The sequence below is a fragment of the Desulfobacterales bacterium genome, from assembly GCA_028704555.1.
Classification (GTDB): Bacteria; Desulfobacterota; Desulfobacteria; order Desulfobacterales; family JAQWFD01; genus JAQWFD01.
In genome coordinates, this window is record JAQWFD010000001.1 from 152645 (window position 1) to 171635 (window position 18991).

Annotated in this window: 18 protein-coding genes; 4 read left to right on the forward strand and 14 right to left on the reverse strand. The window is 50.4% G+C overall.

Going from position 1 to position 18991, the window contains the following annotated elements; translation table 11 throughout:
- Positions 1 to 53 precede the first annotated feature (53 nt).
- Positions 54 to 629: a class I SAM-dependent methyltransferase gene (locus PHQ97_00775; protein MDD4391266.1), complete on the forward strand. Its 576-nt coding sequence runs from the start codon at positions 54 to 56 to the stop codon at positions 627 to 629.
- Between the two features lie 20 nt (positions 630 to 649).
- Here PHQ97_00775 and PHQ97_00780 read toward each other — a convergent pair whose 3' ends face one another.
- From PHQ97_00780 to PHQ97_00845, 14 genes are all read right to left on the reverse strand, one after another.
- A complete protein-coding gene (locus PHQ97_00780) occupies positions 650 to 1519 on the reverse strand; it encodes a YitT family protein (protein MDD4391267.1) in 870 nt (289 codons plus the stop codon).
- 366 nt (positions 1520 to 1885) lie between these two features.
- A complete protein-coding gene (locus PHQ97_00785; protein MDD4391268.1) occupies positions 1886 to 2947 on the reverse strand; it encodes a 3-oxoacyl-[acyl-carrier-protein] synthase III C-terminal domain-containing protein in 1062 nt (353 codons plus the stop codon).
- Positions 2940 to 4403: a radical SAM protein gene (locus PHQ97_00790; GenBank protein MDD4391269.1), complete on the reverse strand. Its 1464-nt coding sequence runs from the start codon at positions 4401 to 4403 to the stop codon at positions 2940 to 2942. The genes PHQ97_00785 and PHQ97_00790 overlap by 8 nt, the downstream gene beginning before the upstream one ends.
- Positions 4404 to 4896: 493 nt before the next feature.
- The gene (locus PHQ97_00795) at positions 4897 to 5217 is read right to left on the reverse strand and encodes a hypothetical protein (protein MDD4391270.1); all 321 of its coding nucleotides are present in this window, start codon (positions 5215 to 5217) and stop codon (positions 4897 to 4899) included.
- Position 5218: 1 nt separating this feature from the next.
- On the reverse strand, positions 5219 to 5914 hold the full coding sequence (locus PHQ97_00800; protein MDD4391271.1) for a hypothetical protein: 696 nt from the start codon (positions 5912 to 5914) through the stop codon (positions 5219 to 5221).
- A 28-nt stretch (positions 5915 to 5942) separates the two neighbouring features.
- The gene (locus tag PHQ97_00805) at positions 5943 to 7469 is read right to left on the reverse strand and encodes a DndE family protein (GenBank protein MDD4391272.1); all 1527 of its coding nucleotides are present in this window, start codon (positions 7467 to 7469) and stop codon (positions 5943 to 5945) included.
- Between the two features lie 3 nt (positions 7470 to 7472).
- Positions 7473 to 9464 (reverse strand): DNA sulfur modification protein DndD, encoded by a 1992-nt coding sequence (dndD, locus tag PHQ97_00810; GenBank protein ID MDD4391273.1) that lies wholly within the window; start codon positions 9462 to 9464, stop codon positions 7473 to 7475.
- A complete protein-coding gene (locus tag PHQ97_00815) occupies positions 9464 to 10114 on the reverse strand; it encodes a hypothetical protein (protein ID MDD4391274.1) in 651 nt (216 codons plus the stop codon). Before PHQ97_00815 ends, dndD begins: the two co-directional genes overlap by 1 nt.
- Positions 10115 to 10119: 5 nt before the next feature.
- A complete protein-coding gene (locus PHQ97_00820; protein MDD4391275.1) occupies positions 10120 to 10305 on the reverse strand; it encodes a hypothetical protein in 186 nt (61 codons plus the stop codon).
- The gene (locus PHQ97_00825) at positions 10302 to 11348 is read right to left on the reverse strand and encodes a virulence RhuM family protein (protein ID MDD4391276.1); all 1047 of its coding nucleotides are present in this window, start codon (positions 11346 to 11348) and stop codon (positions 10302 to 10304) included. The genes PHQ97_00820 and PHQ97_00825 overlap by 4 nt, the downstream gene beginning before the upstream one ends.
- Positions 11345 to 12676, reverse strand: a complete 1332-nt coding sequence (locus PHQ97_00830; protein ID MDD4391277.1) for a hypothetical protein — start codon at positions 12674 to 12676, stop codon at positions 11345 to 11347. Before PHQ97_00830 ends, PHQ97_00825 begins: the two co-directional genes overlap by 4 nt.
- Positions 12637 to 12963 (reverse strand): hypothetical protein, encoded by a 327-nt coding sequence (locus PHQ97_00835; protein ID MDD4391278.1) that lies wholly within the window; start codon positions 12961 to 12963, stop codon positions 12637 to 12639. Before PHQ97_00835 ends, PHQ97_00830 begins: the two co-directional genes overlap by 40 nt.
- 478 nt (positions 12964 to 13441) lie before the next feature.
- Complete coding sequence (locus tag PHQ97_00840) at positions 13442 to 14146, reverse strand: polysaccharide deacetylase family protein (GenBank protein ID MDD4391279.1); 705 nt, start codon at positions 14144 to 14146, stop codon at positions 13442 to 13444.
- A gap of 86 nt (positions 14147 to 14232) precedes the next feature.
- Entirely contained in the window at positions 14233 to 14808 is a 576-nt protein-coding gene (locus PHQ97_00845) for a hypothetical protein (protein MDD4391280.1), read from the reverse strand.
- 945 nt (positions 14809 to 15753) lie between these two features.
- Here PHQ97_00845 and PHQ97_00850 point away from each other — a divergent pair.
- The 3 genes from PHQ97_00850 to PHQ97_00860 are packed head-to-tail and all read left to right on the forward strand — an operon-like array spanning position 15754 to position 18972.
- Complete coding sequence (locus PHQ97_00850; GenBank protein MDD4391281.1) at positions 15754 to 17031, forward strand: double-cubane-cluster-containing anaerobic reductase; 1278 nt, start codon at positions 15754 to 15756, stop codon at positions 17029 to 17031.
- A 22-nt stretch (positions 17032 to 17053) separates the two neighbouring features.
- On the forward strand, positions 17054 to 17806 hold the full coding sequence (locus PHQ97_00855; protein MDD4391282.1) for an acyl-CoA dehydratase activase: 753 nt from the start codon (positions 17054 to 17056) through the stop codon (positions 17804 to 17806).
- 26 nt (positions 17807 to 17832) lie between these two features.
- On the forward strand, positions 17833 to 18972 hold the full coding sequence (locus PHQ97_00860; GenBank protein MDD4391283.1) for a double-cubane-cluster-containing anaerobic reductase: 1140 nt from the start codon (positions 17833 to 17835) through the stop codon (positions 18970 to 18972).
- The last annotated feature ends 19 nt before the right edge of the window (positions 18973 to 18991 follow it).

The following is an 18991-nucleotide window of genomic DNA, read 5'->3' on the forward strand; positions in this document are numbered from 1 at the left end:
TATGATGTTCCGTATCGGCGGGCTAACCCCATTTTGCTGGAGTAAAGATTTTTATGACCAATCGTCTGATGCAGCTTCTGCAACACGAACCGCATGTGTGTCCGTGGTGGCTGGCCTATTCATTTGACAACCGTCTCCGCCAATGGGTGCATCGGCCAGAGAAGCTTCTCGAGGATTTTGTCCGTCCCGGTCAGACCGTGATGGATATCGGATGCGGTATGGGGTGTTTTACGGTGGCCATGGCAAAAATGGTCGGAGACACCGGTCGGGTGTTTGCCGTGGATATTCAGAAAAAACTGATAAACGCCACCCGCCGCCGGGCCGTCCGCCAGGGGGTGGCGCCCCGTATCCATTTTCATCAATGCCAGCCGGAGCACATCGGCGTCACGGAACCCATGGATTTTATTCTGGCATTCTGGATGGTGCATGAAGTGATCAATCAGGAAAATTTTTTACGCGAAGCCGCAGGACTTTTAAAAATCGGCGGACGAATGCTGATCGCAGAACCCAAACTGCACACCACGGCAACCGCTCTTAAACGGACCGTTGACCTGGCCTGCGCCGCCGGATTAAACCCGCTTTCAGCACCCGCCATTCGCCTCAGCCGCGCAGTGGTACTGAAAAAATAACTGCGTACCTGATCCTCTTTCTAATATACTTTTCGTTTGCCGAATACAGATCCAATCACGTTAAATGTGTTTTCAACGATAAACAGGGCACTTGGGTCGACCGTAAACACAGCCTCTTCCAATCTTTTTAACTGGATATTATTGGTGATGGACATGAGAATATCTCTGTTCTTACCCGAAAAAGCTCCTTTTGCTTTGATAAATGTTGCCTGACAGTGCAAATCCTCAAGAATTATTTTTGCGATGTCTTTATTTTTGTCACTGATCACATAGACTATTTTTTTCTGATTAAACAGGGACAGGACATAATCCAGGGCCGAAGCGCTTATGAATACAAGAATGATGGATGCAATCAACAGGTCCATTCCCATTTGCGTCACCACAAAGACAAACAGCAGAACATTGAACGACATGATCACTTTTCCGATGCCGATGTTAAATCTTCGATTCAGCATCACGCCAATCACGTCAAGCCCCCCGCCGGAGCCCAGCGAACGGAGAATGATCCCGCTCCCGGTTCCACAGATCATTCCCGCAGCAATGGCGGCATAGAGCTGGTTGTGAATTTCCAGATTCACATCGATAAATTGAGTCGTCAGGGTGACAAAAACCATGGCATACAGACTGTAAAAGAGAAACCGCTTACTGATATAAAACCAGCTGATTAGAAAAAGCGGGACATTCAGGAAAAAAAACCAGATCGCCGGAGAAAACCAGTTAGTCTGATGATAAATGAACAGCGCAAGCCCATAAATGCCGCCGGGAATGAATTTATACTGAAAAACAATCGCTTTGATTCCAAAAGAATAGATCAGGCCACCTGCGGTGATCAAAAATAAATTCCATACAGGGGTGTATGCGAATTTTTCCCATTGAATTTTCCATTTCATTTGCGCGTTCTCCTTAAGATCCTATCTCCAGGGCTTTCATTCCGATGATCTTGCAATGTTTAATCAGCCATATCAAATTATGATTCATTTTACATCAAATTCGTGCGTTAAATACCCCATCGCCGACACATGAATAATAAAATCGGGCTGATGTGCAGTTATACGTCGTGTATACCCTTTTGGGTCGTTATGTGTACGCTTGATACAACGCAGAAGACGGCTGCCAGGACGGCGTCAATTTATTTTTACCGAAAACCCGAGCTCGTCAATGTTAAATGGGGACGATTATTGTAAGACATGCGGGCGGATGAGATAGCGGGGAGGTGTTTCAGGGGAAAACTGCTCCTGAGCAAAAACTCAAGGGCGTTATTCAGGCGTCTGCAGAAGAAGTACGTGGATGGACAGCCCCGCCCCGAAGGCGACGACCATACACCGGTCCCCTGCCTTAACGCCATTGTCCATGATCTTCCTGAGAGTAAACAGGACAGAGGGCGAGGACACGTTTCCAAAATTGGCCAGGGTATGAGTGGTCGCAAGAAGCATGGCATCCGACAGCCCCAGTTCTTTTCGGACAGACGAAATGATGCTCTGGCCCCCGCCGTGAATTGCCCAGTGGTCAATATCCGCGATGCTCAATCCCTGCGGTACGAGTACGGACTGGACGGCCTCTGACACGGGCTTGCCGATGACTGTGGGCAGAGACCGCGACAGTTGATTATGAAGCTGTCCTTTCTTATAGACATATCTTATCAATTCTCTGTGTTCAGGCACATGGTGACTAGCAGAAGAGATCAGCTTCCAGCCCCCGGGACGGTTCGACAATACGGCGGCGGCGGCCCCGTCGGCAAAAATCGCATTGGAGACAAGGAGGCTGGGGTCGTTATCCATCTGAAACGTGGCGCTGCAGATCTCAACGGAAACACACACGGCAACCCCGTCTTCTCCGGGTTGAAACAAGCCTGCGCCCATCTGCAGGTTCGGCACGGCCCCGCCGCAGCCACTGCCGACAAGGTCATAAGCCCTCGTGTTCCTTGAAAAGCCCATTTTCTCAATCAGGTAACTCGAAAGCCCCGGGCATATGTATCCGGTGCATGTATTGACCACCAGCACGGCCACCTGATCGGGAGGCGTTTTGCACTGTCGAAGCGCCCTTTCAATCGCCTGCGCCGAAAGATCTACCGCCCACCGCGTAAAACGGGCGATTCGACGATCCGGGTCTTCGTTGACCAGGCAGCTCGTATCATCCAGAGCCAAGTGCCTTCTCCTGATACCTGGATGCGCCAAACACTTATCCATGATTTTCAAACTTCGGGATTTCAGGCGATCGGAATAGTGCCTGCCGACAAATGCCTGTGCCTCGTCCTGCCCGATCGTATATGGCGGTGTGGCAGTGGCCAGAGAGACGAGATAAACGGCTCCATTACCCATGCGCTCTCCCCCTGTCTGTCGGCCTCGTCCCGATATCCCTGCCGAGGAGTCGAACGGCCTTTCTGATCAGGGCCGTATGCTTCCAGAGCGGCCGGCTGATGGGCAGCCGATTGGCCAGGCGGTTGATTGCCGGAAGCCAGGGATGAGCGAGCGCCTCGGGGTCCAGCATATTAAAGTGCTTTCTCGTCGTCTGCCGCAGTTCTTCCAGCAGCCATTCAAGATCTATTTCAGGCGAAAGGTAGAAAACGGGCTTCAGCATGTCCCGCCCCTCAACCTGGAGCTGCCCGTCCTTCCGGGCGATCCTTTCCAGTTCTGTTCCCGGATAGATGCGGATGCCGATATTGAAAAAGACAACGTCCGTAGGTCGAAGGGCGGTTTTGGCAAAATGAAGGGTGCGGGCCACGCTGTCCCGTGTCTCGCCCGGCCCACCAAACATGAAAATCCAGATACAGGGCAGGTGGTGGTTCCGGATCACGGAGGCCGCCTGATACACTTGAGATGAATCATATCCCTTGCCAAGTCCCGCAAGCACCCTATCGTCGGCGCTTTCAGCCGTAACCCCGATGCCTGCAAAACCGGCGCGTTCCATCGTCTCAAGCAGCGGTCCATCAAGGAATCCCGGATTGATCTCCATGCTGAGAAGACGGGCGCCGCAGCGTATTTGTGCCAGCCGCTCGCAGAGTGCCATGGCGTGGTTATAAGGCGCGTTAAAAACGCTGTCCACAAATTCAATATCCCTGAATCCATCGGAGGCCAGTCTGCTGACCGCATCTGCCACTTTATCCGGAGGGTAAAGACGGCAGCCTTTGCCTTCGCTGATTCCGTAGGTGCAGTAAACACAATCAAACGGACACCCCCGCTTGGACTGGATGGGGATAGTAGCCATGGCGGACCGGTACCCGTTGATATTGAGCCAGCGCCGAAAATCCGGAGCGATGAAATCGCTTTCAAGGGGTAACGTTTCATCGCCATTTTCATGAAATATGCCGCTCTCTATCCATGCGACATTCGGGATATCAGCGCAATCCCCGCCATTGGAAAGGCATTCAACAACCCGGGGAAACACCGAATCGCCATCACGCAGCACCACAAGGTCCGCGCCGCTGTATCGCAGCAGGGCCTCCGGCATCACGCCAACCGCCGAACCGCCCAGGACGACCGGGGCAGCGGTTACCTGCCGGATGGTTTCCACAAGAAGGGACACGTCCCGGTAGTATTCAACCGTATCCAGCATATCATTATTGTCAATGTTCCTGGCAGAGATTCCCACCACGTCCGCGCGGTATCCCTCCAAAGCCCGAATCAGTGCCCCCTGAGGGTCCGGCTCAAACATCAGGTCCAGCAGACGGACCCCGTGGCTTTTTCGCACGAGGGACTCGGCAACCATGCATGCCCCGTAGGGAATAGCTGCCATCGGCTGATTGACCCGGTTGGTTGAAACAATGAGAACATCCACGTTTGCCCCCTTCTGAGGATTGCCAAAGATTCATTGCCTTCGCACTTAGGGCTCGCTCAGAAATAAGTTCGTAATTTTAAGTGTTGAGGCGCCTGTCTGGCAAGGCACGAAAGTGCAGGAATATCAAGCATATTCCGAGCTTTCGTAACGCAGCCAGACAGGATGCATCGGCGCTTAAAATGGGAAGTTATTTTTGAGTGAGCCCTTATCAACGGCCACCTGCGGCGGACATTTTTTCGAGCGGATTAACATTTTTTAAATAAATTTCAAATTCGGTACCGTTATGGATTCATTCTACATCCGTCTCAGTGAGTTCATCAACAATATAAACCGGACTGTCTGCCAAAGGGTCCAATCGATCAGCCGTGTCACGCGCCCACTTGACCCGGGCATCATGGTTTTGATCGCCGGATATACAGACACCCTTTGTCCGTTGGCTGAATTATCCCGACATCATCGGATTCACACCATTCAAAAAATTCTGCGGATTGGCTTATAATAAAGATGCGGGAGCCAGGTACAAAAGACGGAAATTTTTTCTGGCCTTTAACCCCAGTGCCCGTTGCAGTGTATCTCGATCCTCGACGCCCTTCAGTGCAGAGAGCAATTGAAAAACTTGGGGTGTAACTTGAAGCGCAACTTGGGGTCTGACTTGAGGTGTGGTTTGAGTCTCCTCAGTGGCTTTTCGGGCTTTCTTTTTAATAAACTGAGCCTGAAATGCATGTCCGGGTTCCTGCAGTATGAGTTCGATCTCCGGGTATTTTTGAATTTCTGCCCGCATTTTCCGGATTCCGGTACCCCAGGCTTCGATCAATTTAAGATTCTTGAAAATGGGCGCAAGAACTCGATTCCTGATTTCCGACCGACCGGTTTCCAGCCAGTTCCATTTTTATTATATCGTATTGGTCCGGATATTTAATTTCGAGCAGGTCGACTATCGTTTTGGATTTTACCTGGTTTATAAATTCATGCGTCTTCAACCCAAGGGCTCTTGTACACTGAGCACTTACGGTATTGTATCTGACATCGAGCGTTTCAGCTATCTGGTGAAATGCATCCGTATGATCATGCCCATTCCACATCAATTTTATAACAGGTATCAAATAATCCTCTAAATTTCTATTGCCCTTGCTCCCCAAAGGTTTTTCATAATCCGGAGTTTTTCGATGAAACGACCGGCCTGTTTTGGAGTCTCTATCTGCTTTGGCGAATTTTTGAGGTGTTTCCAGTGTCAAGTCATGGATGCCGGACAGGAATTTATTATACAATGACAAAAAATCTTTGTGACTTTCATAGGTTGAGAATAATTTTAGCTTCAGTTGTTTTAATTCTTCGGGAACAGGCAGGCCTTTTCTTCTCAAACGTTCTATTGAAGCTTCTATCTCTTTAACCTGGCCGAAGGAAACGGCTTTTCGTGATTCAGCGATTCTCGTTTCAAATAGCTTTATGATGTCCTTCGCCTCGGAGATCACTCGCTCAATACGCAACTTCAGATCACCAAGATTATCCATCCGTCAACTCTCCGCAACTATTTGGCAGTTAATAGCTCTTGTAAAACGCCTCCGCCGTGAATTTTACAAACTCATCAGTTTTTTCCGAACTGCGGGCTATCACCTGCCAGGGTTCCAATCGTGCAATTTCGGTCTGCAGATCTCTTGCCGTTTTGGTGCTGCACCCCAGGATGTCCTGGACCGATCCGGCCGACACGCCTTCACATTGAAAAATAAATGCAAATTCAAGCAGCTCCTGAAAATTGAAAAACTTCTGTTGGTAATCGTTAGGGGACTGGCTGGCAAAGAACACCACAATACCCTTGGAACGGCCTTCCCGGATGATCCGCTGCAAAAACATATTTTTCTGGCTCAGATAATTATGTGCCTCGTCAATGACAAGGATGGTGCGTATGGTACGACGACCTTCTTTTACGGGGCTGTCAGGCAAAAGCGCCATTTCCTTATAGAGCCGCTCTATGACCAGATAGGCGACCAGTTCCTTTAATACCGGCATGGCATGCACATCAATCAGTATGGTCCGTCTGGAAAGCCGGTCGATGGGAGGGATATCGCTTCCGTGACGCCAGAAAAGGTCGAAATCCGCCAAATCCCGCAGCACCTCGATGAGGCTGTCGTCCTTTTTATTATCTTCCTCGTACATCGATGTAACCATTTGATACACATCATGAAAATCCGGATAGGGTGCCGCAGTGTCGGCCCGCTGCGCATAAGCGGCCCGAATCGCCTCGGTCAGCGCGCCTTTCTGCACTACCCCCAGTTTGCTGTTGATGGATGCAAAGCTCTCGGCCTTTTCACGGGCCGACACATTGACGGTTTGCTCATCGTAGGCCGGCAACACAAAGGGGTTAATGGGCAGGCTTTGCCCTCCCTGAAGCAACCGAAACGGTTGGACCTTGGCCACATCCAGGAAACGCTCATTGTCAACCACATCGCCCTTGTAATCAAAATACACAAAATTCGTCTGATAATTCGACTGCAGGCGAATATCTGCCAGAATTTTTAAAATGAACTGCGTTTTCCCCGTGCCCGGTTTACCCATGATGGCCAGGTGCGAGTTGGCGTGTTTGGCGGTATTGTTGATTTCCATGATAAGTTCATTGCGTTGCAGAAGGGTTCGGCCGATAAAGATATCCAGACCTTGTCCGGCCGTTTCACGGCGGCCACCAAATTCGACTTCGTCTACCAGACGCATCTGAAGGCTGTCTGCATCACGTCCGCACTCCTGAAATATTTGGCCCAGCAGCACCGCTCCGCTATCAATGTGATTTTTCACGATGGATCGATTTGAAAAAAACTGGTCTTCGCTCATATCTCGCCGTTGATAGACATGGCAGATCAACGCCCGCATAAACACTTCATCCTCTCCGACAAAGGTAGGACGTTTCATCTCCGCCCCGGTAAAGCTCGTACTCGGAGCAACAACCGGGCCTTCCTTCGAGAGAGACAGTGCAAAGGCCATGCGGGCCAATGTCGCTTTTTCCAGTTTGGTTTCAAAACGCAGGGCGCTGAGCACCTCGTCTGCATCATTTGATGTATAAAGTCGGTCGGCCATGGCTTATGTCTCCCAAAAATATCCTTCCCGAAAGGTCGTCAGTTCCCGGAGCTGATCAAACTCAAGGCTCCCCGCACCGCTGAGCCGCGTTTTGAGTGTGCGGTAATAATCCTTATCAATCTCGGTATCGGTGGACAGGATGATCACCTGCTCCCCGGCATTGGGGAAATAGTTGTTTACGATGTTGTCCCGGTGGGTGCTGTCCAGTCGGGACAGTGGTGTATCGATGACGATGGGCAGCTTCAATTGGCTTGTCTGGCCCAACCCCCAGAGCAACGAAACCGCAAACACTTCCTTTTCACCGGCGGCCAGCCCGGATTTTTTTATTTCATGGCCGTTGCGATCGGTGATGCGAATCTCATAGGTATTATCGTCGATAACGATATCTTTGATCAAACCGCTGCGGCTGGAAAGCTGACGATACATTTCAAAGGTCTTTTCCTGCAGCAGATGAACCTTGTTTTTGCGCAGGCGAACCATAAATTGAGTTAAGACCCCGGCGATGGCATCGCATTCCTGGATGAATTCCGCTTTTTCCCTCGAGACATGGTGTTTCTCGTACAGCTTCTCGATTTCCATCTGGAGATCGGTCATCCGCTTTTCGAGGGTGAGGATCTCCTCTTCCAGCAGGCGCAACTGTTCTGTCTTCCGTCCGATCTGTGTGGAGCATCCTTCCATTTCGCTCTGGAGCTGCTCGAAGAGTTCCCGTTCAGTTTCCGTCAGCATGCCGGCCTGGCTCATGCTCTCGAGCTGTCGGATCTGGGATATCAATTCCCGCTTTTCCTCAAGCAACGGTTTGAGAAGGAACACATCGCTGGTCTCCAGGGTCTCCATCTTGTTTAAAACCCGCGCCGCATCCCGATCGGATAGATCCAAAATTCTGCCCACATCGCCCTTGGGGCCCCCCTCTTTGAGCAACCGGAAAATACGACGCTCCAGCTCACCCATTTTTTCAGGGGAAAGCCTTTCCCGATAAATCGGTTCCGGCTCTTCGACCACCCGCACGATGCGCTTGGCCAGAGTGGACGCATTCTCCTTGATCGCCTCACCGCCGGCCGATTCCCGCTCTGCCTCGATTTGCCGTCGGATCGGATCAAACATCCGACCCATGATGGCAAACGGCAACGTTTTTTCGCAAAGCAAGCGAATTTCACTCTCCACCTGCGCCAGACGGTTGGCCGCCTGAATGCGTTTTTTCTCGGTTTCGCGTATGGCTTCCCGTGTTTCAGGTTCGGCATGAAAAGCCGCGGCAAATCTCTGCCTGGCAACTTCAAGCTGCCCTTTAAAATCATCCAGTTCCTGCCGAACGCGGTCCCGGTCCTGATGTTTGCGATTCAGCTTACTGCGCTCTTTTCTCAGCTCGCTTTGTTTAAAATCCAGATCTTCGTCGGAAATTTCTACAAAACCTTTGCGCTCTTCATTTTTAATATAGATGATATCGGCCGCCAGGCGGTTAATGTATTGAATGCCGAGAGCGGCTTCCAGGGAAGATTTCAGCCGCACCTCGGAATGGTCGTCAGCGGCGATGGTCTGGATCTTTTCCCCATCAAAAAAGAAAAACTGGGTGATGCCCGGCGGAATCATCGACCGGATGAAATCCTGCCAGATCTCCTGGTTCTGCACCGATACCCGCTTGCCGTCACGCACCACGACCAGCCGTTCGTTCAGGTCCCGGGGTTTCGGGTCATCGACGGCCCCCGCACTCCAGGAGCGCTTCACCACCAGTTCCGATAAATCATCCATCTCCATGACCAGTTCAAAAGAGACGTTGGCGTTTCCCCTGGCCTTCTCGCGACGGTTGATGTTGCGGAAAATCTCGTCCATCTTGGCCCCATACAGACAAAAGTTGATCGCCTCCATGATCGAAGTTTTTCCTGCGCCGTTCATACCGCCGATCAGGAAAATGCTCCGACCGTCATCGCCTGCGGGAAACATGATCCCGGTCGCAAACTGGAAGGACTTATAGTTTTCGATGGTCAGCTTGCGGAATTTCATCAGCTCGTTCCTTCAATCATATAGCGTTTTCGAATTTCTTCCAGAGTTGTGGAGGTTCCGTCGGGGTTAATACGACGCCAGTGTTTCCATCCATTCAAAGAAAGTCCAGAGATTTTCGAGGCCGCGGTTGACAGCGAAGTATACTGCTTCCATTCGCCCGCACCTCTCACTATGACCGTGCCATCGGGTTTGACTCTGCCTTCATGTGTGGGACCGTCTTTGAGCCACTGAAGTTTGAACTTGTCATCGTTGGAAAGCAGTCCGGCCCGAAATAGATCATACAGCGTAATACCGTAGTGTCTTTTGGGCCCCCCTGTCTGACCGGTTGCCTTCAACCTGCCCCTTATTAAACGGGCAACCTTTAGAATTTCCCCGAGTTCTTGGATCAGTCTTTCCACCTTTTCAAGCTGAATTTTAGTTTCTCGACTTTCTGCCTCCGAAGCGTCCTTTGCAGAAAGTGTCAGTTTTAGGCTAAGCAAGTCCTCCGGTACAGAAACACCGCTTCGACGAAGCTGTTCGACTGCTTTGTTGACCGCCAGCAACTGTTTCCGTTCTTCACCAGATATGCCCGACAGCTCTTTTGGGATTTGCCCCTGTTTTTCAAGCCAATGTTTCAACTTTTGCAAATATTCGCTTATTTCACTATTCATGAATATCACCCCTGTTCAGGCGAGGGCCTGCTTTTCAGGATTTCCCGCAAGGCGTCATAGACGCCGTTGCGCCGGTCCTTGAATTCATACTCATAGACCGTTTGAAGCAGTTTGAGCACCTTGTCCCGGCTCACGTTGCTTTGCCCGCAAAGTTCATCGAGAAGTTGTTTGTCCTCATCGGATAGGTTCATTTATTCTTTCCTTGATTGCCATCATTCAACCGCTTGATTGTTTTATCAAAATCACTGTTCATGAGATCTTTTTGCCGAATCCGCTTCCGGTTGAATTTTTCGTATTGGGCTTCAGCCGCCTCCCTGGCCATTTCATGTGAAATTCTGCCGGCATGAGTAAGAATCTCCCGTTCATTGAGCGACAAAAAGGCATCCAGTTTTTTGATCCAGTCGGCCATGTGCATGGGAAGACGACGCATGGCCTGCCCTTCAGCAAAAACCAGGTACTGCTCCACCAGATTGTTCAGGGCCGATAGCTCCTTTTCGGCAAGATAGTTCTTGGCAATGGTCACATCCTGCTTGCGAACCTTGGCCCCGCGCCAACTGGTCAGCCCCATATTGGCTTTGTCTCCGTCGGCCCGTTCATGGATAATTTCCGCTGCGGTCCTGCCGGTAATAGCCCAGTGCATTTTGTTCTGAACGGTCTTAAAAAAATCAATGCTGATCTCAAGCGTAGGGTCGTAGTCGATGCTGGTGGCGTAGATATCGGTAATTTTCTGGTAAAAGCGCCGTTCCGAGGTTCGGATATCCTGAATGCGGCGGAGCAGCTCGTCAAAGTAGTCAAACGGCTGATCCGGGTTTTTCAGCCGCTCATCGTCCAGCATAAAGCCCTTGACGATATATTCACGCAGACGCTGGGTGGCCCAGATGCGAAACCGGGTAGCCACATGGCTTTTGACGCGGTAGCCGACCGAAATAATCATGTCCAGGTTGTAATAATCCACCATGCGAGCGACATGTCGCTGGCCCTCTTTTTGAACTATTCGGAATTTCCGAATAGTTGCATCCGGGATCAGTTCCCTTTCATCAAATATGTTTTTGATATGTTCATTGATGGTGGGCACAGTTACCTGAAATAAATCCGACATTAATTTTTGATTCAGCCAGACCGTCTCATCTTCAAGGCGAACGTCGATTTTGACCTGGCCATTCTCGGCCTCATAGACAAGAAACTGTCCTTCGCCGGGGCTGGTTCCATAACTGTGCGCCACATCTTTGCTCATGACCGCACCGCCTCCTCGATGAGTTGTTCTACTCGGGTTTTAGCTTGTTCGAGCAAGCACTTGGACTCCTGTTGTTTTTCCAAACTATCACGCACCAAATCACCAATCGCTATTTGCTTTGATGAATCAATTAGAGGAACAACAAACCAGTCGATATCCGTTGGATACAATTCAGCCTGTGCACTTCCCCGCAAATATTTCTGGGTCTGAAACTGTCCGACAATGGACTGAAAAACAAGTGTCATGTAAGCGGCGTCAATATCCGAGTTTAAGCGAAGGATGTTCACATGATTACTCGCCAATGCAGGGGCATTGCGCAAGTAGACATTTGTTCGTCCGATATAAGCCCCTGTTGTGTAGACAAGCAGGTCATTCATTTGAATGTGCCCTTCGGAAGATGCAGCAAATGCTGTCTCACTGGCCTTCTGTAGCCCGTCATAAATGATGTGTTGAGGTCCTAAGTGTTGGCTGTTGACCACGTCAATTGGCCCATGCTCGAAGTAGACTGGTTGCAGGCCACGACGGTTGTAAGTACGGATGTCACGAATTCGTTTTGATTTAAAATAGGCCAAGTGACTAAGAAGTTGTGAAAATTGAGGCTGATAATGCTGAGCATCCATCCGTCTCGACTGCTCCATCTCACTGAACCGCGCAGTGTAGCCTACCGGCTTCTGAAAACGCAGCTTGTCTAAAACAAGCTCGGATTCGAGGAGGTGTTGGGCTTGAGCATAAATCGTTTTGCTCTGTCTGTTTACCCATATTGATTTTTTAACGATTGTTTCGATTTGAGTTTGATCTGCTTCAGAAAATTTTGGAACCCTTATACGCGATAAATCTTTTAAAATAAGGCCCATTTGGACAGCTCCACGGGTATTGCGTTTTATTTGTAACTGTCCAAACTTACTCATGAGAAATGCCGCCAGGCAGAATGGAGAATAATTCCTTTTTGAGCGTAAAATCGCAATTTTACAACTCCCGGTAGCTTCTCCTATCGTATCTGAAACTAAAGACAAACTGCCAATCGTACCAACAATTGAAAGAAGAACATCTCCGCTTAGAAAATGCGATCTTTGCATCATTGGTGTGTCATAATTTTTTTTTGGAATCCTTATCGGATCTGCGTTTTCAATAAAAAAATCATTAATATCTTGGCCCCTGATGATCTTGGGCGTCTCTTTGGTGGCATCGGTGTAAACGATGATGCCGGCGGCCTTGGTGCCCACCTCGGTACCGAACTGTACGCTCTTTTCCAGGTCAATCTCGTCCGGCTGGTAACCGTATTGATGGATCAGCTTGTAAACCATTGATGGATCAGCTTGTAAACCCAAAGTTGCCTGACAATCTCCTCGGGAGCCGATTTGCCGCCCTCCGCATGAACCTGGACTTCCTCGTTGCCTGAAGCAAAGGGGACAAAGCTCTTCAGATAATACTTGGTCTTGCCTGCATCGCGGCCTGTTTCAAGGGCTTTCGGGTAAATCGAAAGGATTTCGTAAATGGGTTTTCCCATCGTCTCAAATTCGGTGAGTTCGTATTTAATGCCCGGCTCTTTAAAGATGCGGTCAATAAGTTCTTTAGTCATTTTTGTTGACATAGCCTCTTCTCTGGAACGTTCCATTTTTCTTATTCATTCGATAATCGCTATCGTAAGTCTTTGCTGAAAAATCAACCGAGGAAATCGCTGCCCCAATCACCCACGAGACAGAGCAATTCCTCGATCTTCTGCATAGCCAGCAGTCATGACTGGGCACTCAAACATTTTCCCCTTTCAGACCCCTCACAGGCTCTGAACAAATTGGAGCTTATTACACGCGACACGTAAGATGATATAAATGACATATCTGTACGATAAAGGGTAGTAAAGTCAAGCTGTTTTGTGACGGAAAAAACAATGATGGACTCAGAGAGTCAGCAAAATGCCTTCCGGGAGGTTGGAACATTTCTGCCTGGAAGCCGGGGGGTATAATATTTTCTTAGAGATCACTTTTTTGCATTCAACCGTGCTCTCCAAACCACATTCAGAGGGTCTTTTTTAGGCTAATTGATTCCACAATATATTAGTGTGGCCCCGGGGGAGAAGCGGATCAGGTTCGCTGTCAAGTGTCGTCCGTATCCGGCTTGTCCGGAACATTCAGCGCGTCGCTTGCCTCGTCAAACAAATCCGCCACATTTCCCCAGCGAGTTTCCGGATCTGCGTTGATCCCTGCAATCATTTCCTCAAAGGCTGCCCACATGGGTTCGGATATCAGCTCGTAGGCATGGCCCCAGAAGTAGAATACCCCGCATTCTTTTGCCTTTTCGTACCGCGACCAGAAATTCGCCGCGAGAAAGTGACAGCTTGGGTGGAATGCCATGGGATTTTCCGGTGGGAAGGGCTTCCCCACACTCTGCGTGGTTCGGGCATACATGTGCCCCGCTTTGCGTACAGCTGACATGACCGTCTCGTTGTACGAACCGAATGGATAGACAAAACCGGGCACCGACTGTTCGAAAAACTGCTGGAGGCGGTCGCGCCCTTCAGCAATTTCACGACAGGCCGCATCAACTGAAATCTGTTCAAGTCTCGGGTGAGTAAGGCTATGATTGGCAATCGTAAAACCGTCATACACATTCCTCATCTCATTCCAGCCGAGCCGCCAGACTTCCGTTTCCTTGTAAGCCCAGCCCGCCGGTTTACGTTCTGCCTCGTGCAACCCGGCACACAGGTTGAACGTCGCCCTGGCCCCGTGTCGGCGAAGGATTTCTATCAGACGCACATCTGCAGTAACGCCATCATCCCAGCATTGTACCACTGTCATCATACCCGTCACTTCCGTCACCATTATTTGATGGAGGGCCGCTGTTAAAGTATCTTTGATTCAAGTCCAAAAACCTGAATCATCAGATATCAACGCTTTCCCCTCTTCTTTTTCTTACGTTTTTTCTTTTTCTGCTCTGGGAAAATCGTTTTGGGGGACTCAGGCGCCGGCGGCGGATCCGGGATTTTTTCTTCGGACGGGATGGGCGCTTCCGAGAAAACATCGGAATTCTGAGAAATCTGCAGGGGCTCGTCCACCACCATGGCATCCGAACTGTCCTCATGCAGGACCTGGCTCACCACCCGGTTGGTGACCTCTTCCAGGTAGGTTTGCAGTTCGGAGCTGATGTTTTCATACTCGGGCCAGAGGGTATCGTCCACAAAGCTTTTCGGCACCCGGGCCATAACTGTGGTGTAGCGCTGCCTCTTGAACCGGTAGGGAATCAGGCCGTATCGTCTGAGCAGGGCCACAAATACCTTGCGTGACCACATATCCGGAAAGGTGAACCGGTATTCAATCGGGGGATCTTTTGGCAGCAGTTCCTTCAATCGCATCAGTATCCGACGCCGGGCCCGATCAGCCGAAATTCGCTCGCCTTCCGTGGCAGCCCCTGCAAACAGGGCTTCGATTTTCATCAGTTTTTCGATTAACGCAGCTTCATTCAACGGCTTAAACTCCAACATATGATTAAAAATAAATTGTACATATCAAAAAAGATAATCACGGAGCAAGACGTAAAATCCGACACCCCCATTTAACCACATCTGAGTTATTGGCAGGGGCACGATGCATCGTGCCCCTGCCAGTGGCTCCCCCTGCCGGAAGTCTTCCCACAAAATGTCAGCCGTGAAATCATAAAGTATAATTCTATTGAGTTTCCCGATATTTTCCCGGGACATAATCATTATTATCTATTTGACACATTTGATATTTCTATGATTTAAAAAATCTTCCTGTTTCAATCTTTGTATCAATTCTTCCAAGAGGTTTTAGATGATTTACGATTCTGGCTTCACTTGAGGGGCTTTTATTCAGCTAACCGGTAGACAAAGAAATATGCCTGAATCGTATTCAATCCTCCATCTTCTTTTCCGCATCAGGCAAATAATTTCAGTTGGCATCAGCATCGACATAGTCGAACTCTCTTGGTTAAGTTAGCTGCTTCAGAACGCGACAGTTACGGTTGTCTGCCGAAAAGCCATGACGATTCTTTACAGTCTGCCCGGCATGTCGTTTCATGCTTCGGGCTCGCTCAGAAATAAGTTCGCAATTTTAAGTGTTGAGGCGCCTGTCTGGCAAGGCACGAAAGTGCAGGAATATCAAGCAGATTCCGAGCTTTCGTAACGCAGCCAGGCAGGATGCATCGGCGCTTAAAATGGGAAGTTATTTCTGAATGAACTCTTAACCTCGGAGCCCCCGTTGCTGGCGTACGACATTGCGCGATCCGGGGAAAAGAAACCGGTAATGGGCGGGACGGACCCCGCGACATTGCGGCCGAAGATATGATCAACCCCCATGCGTCACTGGGGAACCGCTGTTAAACCATAAGAAGTTTGAGGGTGCAGGCCAAACGCAACCCTTCATGCTCAATCCATCGAAAGGAGAAAACAATGACTGAAAACTGCCGCGCCATGTGGACGGATCTGGGACTTGATCTTGAAGGTCATACCGCCCTGCTGGACGTTTTGGGAAAAGCCTATCAGGACATTTATCTGTCACAAAAAAACCGGCCGGAGGCAATGGACTATTTTGACTTTGTCATGAGCGAGATCCACGGTTTGAGGATCATGGAACTGCTGGATGAAAAAAAAGCAGGCCGCAAGATCATCGGCTCCTACTGTGTCTTTGTTCCCGAGGAAATCGTTCTGGCTGCCAACGCCACCCTGGTGGGACTGTGCTCCGGGGCTGATTTTGCCACAGAGGAGGTTGAAAAGCTCCTGCCGCGAAACACCTGCGCCCTGATCAAATCATCCTTCGGATTCAAGCTTGGCAAGGTCTGCCCTTATCTGGAAAGCGCAGACATGGTCGTTGGTGAGAACACCTGTGACGGAAAGAAAAAAGCCTATGAATCCCTGAGCCATCTGGTTAAAAATCTTTATGTAATGGATCTTCCCCAGGTAAAATCCGAGCAGGCCAGAGCGCTTCTTAAAACTGAATACGACCGTTTCAAGGCAGCGGCCGAGCATCTGACCGGTGTCACCATCACGGCAGAATCATTGAAGCAGGCGATCCGAACCGTAAACGCCAAACGCACTGCCATTCACCGGCTCTCATCCCTGCGCAAGGCTGACCCGGCACCCATATCCGGACTGGATGCCCTTTTGGCCAACCAGGTCTTCTTTTACGACAATCCGGCCCGATTTACGACATCCGTCAATAAAATCTGCGATGAACTGGAAAAACGGATCGCGGACAAAAAGGGCGTTTTCCCGGAAAAGGCCCCCCGTATTCTCGTATCCGGCTGTCCCCAGGCGGTCCCGAACTGGAAGCTGCCCTTCATTGTGGAAACTTCCGGGGCGGTGATCGTTGGCGAAGAATCCTGTGTGGGAGAACGCGGCACCCGAAACCTCACGGATGAATCCGGTGAAACAATCAAAGAAATGATGGATGCCATCGTGGATCGATATTTTCAGGTGGATTGCGCCATCTTCACGCCCAATCCGGACCGTCTGGATCATATTCAGGAAATGGTTACCGCCTGCAAGGCCGACGGGGTGATCCATTACGGTTTACAGTTTTGCCAGCCATATCTCATGGAATCCATACCGGTGGAAAAAGCCCTGGAGGAAAAAAATATCCCCTGCCTGCGCATCGAGACCGATTACAGCATGGAAGATGTGGGACAGCTGAAAACAAGGGTGGAAGCATTTATCGAACAACTTCGGTAGATTTAAGGAGTGACAGGTGAGTATGCGTTTTGCAGGAATCGACATCGGCTCGCGAACCATTGAGCTGGTGATAGTGAATGAAGCGGGCCAAATAGTCGAAAGCCGTCAGGCGGACACCGGTTTTAATCCTCAGATGGAGGCAGGGAAGCTGATCAACGGGGTAAGCTATGATCGAATCATGGCCACCGGCTACGGCCGGAACCTGTTTGAAATTTCCTTTGATGCGCCCACGGTTACGGAAATCAAAACCCATGCCAGGGGCGCACGGGCTTTTTTCCCGGATGCCCGGACCGTGCTGGATATCGGCGGGCAGGACTCCAAGGCCATCTCGATGTTTGAAAACGGCAGGGTGAAAAAATTCGAAATGAACGACCGCTGTGCCGCCGGTACCGGAAAATTTCTGGAGATCATGGCCAGAACGTTGGGGTATGACATCGAAAGCTTTGGCCTGCAAGCGCTGATGGCAAAAAAAGATCTCAATATTTCAAGCATGTGTACGGTGTTTGCCGAATCCGAGGTCACTTCCCTGATTGCCGGAGGACAAAACCGGCAGGAAATCGCCCGGGGGTTGCACACCAGCGTCATTCGCCGTGCCGCCGGCATGATCAACCGGGTATCATCCGAAGGCGATATTGTCTTTACCGGCGGGGTGGCCAAAAATCCGTGCATGCGCGCCCTGCTGGCGGAAAAGCTGGGCAGAGACATTCTTGTTCCGGAAGATCCGCAACTGGTCGGAGCCTTTGGCGCCGCGTTGCTGGCGGGGGAAATCCAGTGAAGGCAGTGATGAAAGAAGGAATCCATATGGCTAAATCGATTTTAAACAAGCTGCAGTTTATCTCGGACGAAAACCTGATCGATATCGAACAGGCCAAGGCCGACGGCCGATCGGTGATCGGATTTTACTGCATGTATACCCCATCGGAAATGGCGATAGCAGCCAACGCCATCCCCGTGCCGCTTTGCGGCACCCGCAACGATCCCATTGCCGCAGCCGAAGAGATTCTGCCGCGAAACCTCTGTCCCCTGATCAAGAGCAGCTTTGGTTTTGCCACGACCGGAACCTGCCCGTTTTTCAAGCTTTCGGACATCATCATCGGCGATACGACCTGCGACGGGAAGAAAAAGATGTTCGAGTTGCTTTCGCGTTACAAACCCACCTATGTGCTGCAGTTGCCCCAGAACCAGGATATGTTCACGGCACTTCCCTTCTGGCACGCAGAACTGCAACGTTTCAGAAAAATCATCGAAGCCCACAGCGGCGTGGCGATAACTGAAGATGGCCTGCGCGCCGCCATCCGCCTCATGAACCGGACCCGCAACAGCATCAAAGCGCTCATGGATGTAAACAAGGCCCGGCCCGTTCTGCTCAGCGGCTCTCAACTACTGGAGATCCTGTTCAAAGTGGAATTTCTGGCAGATAAGGAAAAGGGGATTAAGCTCATGGAAGAGGTGATTGCCCAAGCCCATAGCGGGGCGTTCCGGTCAAAAACCGCAGGGAGCGGGACCGGCAGACGCATTTTGCTGACCGGCGTGCCGGTGGGACTGGGCAGCGACAAGGTGGTGAAAATCGTTGAACAGAGCGGCGCCGATGTCGTGGCCTTTGAAAACTGTTCCGGTTACAAGAAGGCGTTTGTTGTGGATGAAAAAAAAGATCCCATGGAGGCCCTTGCCGAACAGTATCTTGCCACGCCATGTTCGGTGATGAGCCCCAATGACAAGCGCTTTGATTTACTGAAAGACTTGATTCAGGAGTTTTCCGTGGACGGTGTTATCGATCTGACCTGGCAGGCCTGCCATACCTATAATGTAGAAGCTTTCGGCATCGGAGAGTTCGTGCAGAAGACCTTTGGCATGCCCACGCTGCACCTGGAAACCGATTATGCCGAAAGCGATACCGAGCAGCTTCGCGTGCGCATCGAAGCCTACCTGGAGATGCTTTGATATTGCATCCGCATACCCA